Annotated in this window: 5 protein-coding genes; 4 read left to right on the top strand and 1 reads right to left on the bottom strand. The window is 69.6% G+C overall.

Annotation, left to right across the window (positions count from 1 at the left end):
• Positions 1–101: 101 nt before the first annotated feature.
• Positions 102–773 carry a DUF4142 domain-containing protein gene (locus ACWC9R_RS36930; RefSeq protein WP_450738252.1) on the bottom strand — a complete coding sequence of 224 codons (672 nt, stop codon included), beginning with the start codon at positions 771–773 and terminating at the stop codon, positions 102–104.
• Between the two features lie 311 nt (positions 774–1,084).
• Here ACWC9R_RS36930 and ACWC9R_RS36925 point away from each other — a divergent pair, with 311 nt between their 5' ends.
• From ACWC9R_RS36925 to ACWC9R_RS36910, 4 genes are all read left to right on the top strand, one after another.
• A complete protein-coding gene (locus ACWC9R_RS36925) occupies positions 1,085–1,549 on the top strand; it encodes a MarR family winged helix-turn-helix transcriptional regulator (protein ID WP_450738251.1) in 465 nt (154 codons plus the stop codon).
• Between the two features lie 145 nt (positions 1,550–1,694).
• Positions 1,695–2,039: an effector-associated constant component EACC1 gene (locus tag ACWC9R_RS36920; protein ID WP_450738249.1), complete on the top strand. Its 345-nt coding sequence runs from the start codon at positions 1,695–1,697 to the stop codon at positions 2,037–2,039.
• A gap of 4 nt (positions 2,040–2,043) precedes the next feature.
• The gene (locus tag ACWC9R_RS36915; protein ID WP_450738247.1) at positions 2,044–3,045 is read left to right on the top strand and encodes a caspase family protein; all 1,002 of its coding nucleotides are present in this window, start codon (positions 2,044–2,046) and stop codon (positions 3,043–3,045) included.
• Entirely contained in the window at positions 3,029–4,165 is a 1,137-nt protein-coding gene (locus tag ACWC9R_RS36910; RefSeq protein ID WP_450738245.1) for a trypco2 family protein, read from the top strand. The genes ACWC9R_RS36915 and ACWC9R_RS36910 overlap by 17 nt, the downstream gene beginning before the upstream one ends.
• The last annotated feature ends 90 nt before the right edge of the window (positions 4,166–4,255 follow it).

Raw genomic sequence — 4,255 nt, 5'->3', positions numbered from 1 at the left:
AGCCCGTTGCGCATCGGTCACCGACAACGGCGGAATCTTCGGACCCGGACGACTCATACCCAACCAACGACGAATCTCTGACTCAGGTCACTAGAGCAGCACTACTTCGGGATGGTCGAGGCCACGTCGTCGAGGGTGTCGTCGGTGACCAGGCCGGTGTCCTCCAGGACGCTCATATGGTCCTGGACGGTGTTGTTGGTCTGCGTGGCCAGTCGCCGGATCAGCGTGTTCTTGGCGGCGGCGCGCACCTCGCCGATGGTGATGAAGATCTTGCCGTGCGAGGCGCGGAGCAGGTCCACGAAGAGCTGGTCGAACTCCCGGCCCCGGGCGTTCTTCAACTGGTTCACCCAGCCCCGCTGTTCGGCGCTGGCCTGGTCGGGGATGGGCACGCTCAGTGCCTCCGAGTCCTCGCGGGCCAGCTGGTCGAGCTTGCTGTGCCCTTCGAGCAGATGCATCCCGGCGCGCTTGATGGCCTCGCTCGACGCGTGCGTCTGGGCGAGCCGCCCGGCCGGCATCTCCCACAGCCCGGCCTGCCGGACCTTGGTGAGGAAGATCTTGTCCAGGGCGGTCACATCGCCCGAGTTGCCGCCCTCCGGCCCGGCCGCTGCCGCATTCGCGGCAGGGAGGTGGGCCGACATCGACTCGTGGGCGGAGCCGTGTTGTTGGGAGAGCCATACGGAAACGGACGCGATGACGGCCGTGAGAGCGACCGCGGCGGCTGTCAGACGGCCACGTTTCGAGGGGGACTGGGATGTCCGCGCGTGAGTTTTCATCATGCCTCCTGATTGCGCGCGTTGAGCGCCGGAGCGCTGTCGCCCATGGGGCTGCCGGGGCACGGTCACGCTAACCTTTGCACTGGGCAAAGAAGCCGATTCAGCGGCGATGCTCAAATCCCTGGGGCGAGCGGCGGCGATGGGCTACGATGCCGCCCCTTTGCGTATCCGGGGGTACGAGCGGGGGCGTTCCGCGCCTCGCGGGCAGGCGGGCAGGCGGGCCGGTCGTCCCCGGTGTCCTGCCGAGGGCGTCCGGACAGCGGGGACGGTAGAAAGGGGGAATGGCGGAGCGCGGAGCCCCCACGAGGGCCATGGACGATGTGGAAGCGGTGACCCGTGCGGTGCTCACGGCGTCGAGGCTGCTGGTGGCGGTGTCGGCACGGTCGCTCGGCGAGGTCGAGGAGCGGGTGACGCTGCCGCAGTTGCGGATGCTGGTGGTGCTCTCCACGCGCGGCGCCACCAAACTCGTCACCCTCGCCGAACTGCTCCAGGTCGCGCCCTCGACCGCGATGCGCATGGTGGACCGGCTCATCGCGGCGGGCCTGGCGCACCGTCAGGCCAACCCCGGCAACCGGCGCGAGACCCTGCTCCAGCTCACCGACGAGGGGCGGCGCACGGTCGAGGAGGTCACCGCCCGCCGCCGCGCGGAGGTCAGCGCCATCGTCGAACGCCTCGCCCCCGCACAGCGCGCCTCGCTCATCGAGGCGCTCACGGCCTTCAACGAAGCGGGCGGTGAACCACCCGTGGACGCACCGGAATCGCACTCCCTGGGGTGAGCGGCCCGGGGCTTCGAGCCGCGCGCCCCGGGGCTTCGGGCCGATCCCCTCATGACGGACAACTGCGATATGAGCAAAGTGCCGTCCCGCCGCATCCTCCGGCTCTATGCTCAGAGCCCATTCCGACTCGGGCCGGAGGCTTACGGTGCAGATCACGATCCGGTGCGAAGGCGCCGACACCGCAGGGGAGTTGGCGCAGAGCCTCTACCAGTGGCTGCTCGACGAACCGGACGCCCGCAGGCACGCCGAGGTGCGGCTGGTCGGTGCCGAACCGGTCGAGGGTGAACTGGGATTCGTGCTCGATCTGGTGCAGCTGGTGGTGAGCTCCGGATTCAGCGCGGGGTCCCTGGGCTACACCGTCGCCCAGTGGAAGAAGATGAACGCCCCGCAGCTCTCCGTGACGTTCGAACGCAACGGCCGGACCGTCACGGTGAGCGGGACGGACGCCGAGGTGATCGAGCGGGCCGTCCAACAGCTTGACGAAGAGTGACGCATTGGCCCGCTTGCCGCGGTTCGACGCTTCGTATGCCCTGTTGATCGGGGTGTCGGAGTACCAGGACCACACCTTTCCCGAGGTGCCGGCCGCGATCCACAACCTGGCGGGTCTGCGCAGTCTGCTCGCGCCGTCCGACGGTGGAGGCTTTCACCGCGAGAAGTGCCGGATGGTCGCGAATCCGCGGACCGGTGAGGGAATGCGGGTCGCCATCAAACGGGCGGCCGAGTCCGCGACCGACGTGCTGCTGCTCTACTACGTGGGCCACGGCTGGAAGGTCGACGGTGACCTCTATCTGGCCTCCCAGTCGTCGAGCCCCGATTCGATCGAGACCACGGGCCTGGCGTACAGGACGGTCCGCCGGCTGGTGCGGAGTTCGCCGGCCGCCCTGCGGATCATCGTCCTCGACTGCTGCTTCAGCGGAGTCGCCACGGGACTGCTCAGCGGCGAGGGGGACCTGTGCCTCAGCACACCCGAGGTCGCGATCCCCCTAGAAGAGGAGTTGCCCGACGACCATGCCGACGGGGTGTGTGTGATCGCCTCCAGCGGCCCCAACCAGCCGTCGCAGGACTCGGACGGGGCGGATCACACCGCGTTCACCGGGCACTTCCTCGCCACGCTGAAGGCGGCCTCGCAGGCCGGCGACGTGCGGGACCTGGAAGCGGTGTTCGACGGGACGAAGGCGGCGATGGAGTCCGCCGAGCTGCGGCATGTGCCGCTGATCGCCTCCATGGGCGGGGCCCGACGGCTGGCGCTGGTGAAGGGCCTGGTGGTGCCGGAGCCCGTACCCGCGGCGGAGCCGGCGGCCGTCGTCATACCGCCTCCGACAGCGGAACACGAGGCCGTGCCCGCGCCGGGGCCGCCGCCCACGGAAGGCGGCCCGGCCAAGCTCATGAGCTGGCACACACCTGTCGGAAGCGCGGACATCTTCGATTCCGCGCTGGCGCTGACGCTGCTGCAACAAGCCATGGCAATGGGGGGTGATGATGAGCACGCCGGATAGGAAGCGGAGCGGGGAGATCGAGCGGCTGCGGGCACAGGCGGAGGAGGACTTCCGGGCTTACGGCCCGCAGCTCGCGGACCGCCTCCTGACCGCCTGCCGACGGCTGCTCGCCGCGGGCGACGGAGAGGAGGCCCTCCTGATCGCCCAGGAAGCGGTGGGCATCCACCGGCAGCTCCTCGACCGCTACCACGCCACCGGGACCGGACTGGCCCGGGCGCTGCTGCAACTCGGCATCTGCCTGGCCGAGATCGGGGCGTCCGAAGAGGCCGTCGATGTGCTGCAGGAGTGCCTCCGGATCACCGAGATCCTGCCGGCGCACGTCCGCCCGCCCGCACAGCGGCTCCGCGGCAACGCCCTGGAGTGCCTCGCGCTGGTCCTCGGCTCCTCGGGCCGCACCACGGAGGCCATCGCGGCCTCGCGACAGGCGATCAGCGGCTACCGGTCCGTGTGCGAGGAGGACCGGAGCGCGATGCCGGAGCTGGCGCGCGGGCTGCACAACCTCGCCACCCTGTTGGCCTCCAGCGCCGCCTGGGACGAGGCCCTGGTCCCCCTGGAGGAGTCCCTCGCGCTCTACGACCAGCTCTCCACGGAGGGCAACACCGCGCTGGCGGCGGAACGGAGCCGGGCCCAGCAGCTGCACGCCGTACTCGCGGAAGGAGACGAGGAGACCGGGGACGTCGAGGGTGAGGCGCTGTCCGCCTACCACCTGGCCGCCGAGTCCGACGCCTACTCGACCACCTCGGGACTGGGCAGCATCCCGGCACATGTGGAGATCAACCTTGTTGAACCCGTCGACCACGTCGCACCGCCACACAGGGAGCAGAGGAGCATGGAGCGCAACCGGATTGACCTCACCGAAGCGGTACAGGCCGTACGCGACGACCTGCGCGCGGCCACCGGCAGGTTCGACGGCGATGAGCTGCAGTTCGACATGGGGCCGATCGAGCTGGAGTTCACCGTCGAGCTGGAGCGGGATGCCCGCGCGCGGTCGGGGGTCCGCACCTGGGTGATCACAGACAGCGGCGGGTCGAGCACGGGCTCCGCCAGACACCGGCTCAAGCTCACCCTGACCCCACGACAGCTCGCCTACCGGAGCGTTGATGTGACGGACCGGATCTAGTGACCTGAGTCAGAGATTCGTCGTTGGTTGGGTATGAGTCGTCCGGGTCCGAAGATTCCGCCGTTGTCGGTGACCGATGCGCAACGGGCT

Source organism: Streptomyces sp. NPDC001219, assembly GCF_053597915.1.
Note: the sequence above shows the minus strand (reverse complement) of the source record. Positions and strands in the feature narration are given on the sequence as shown.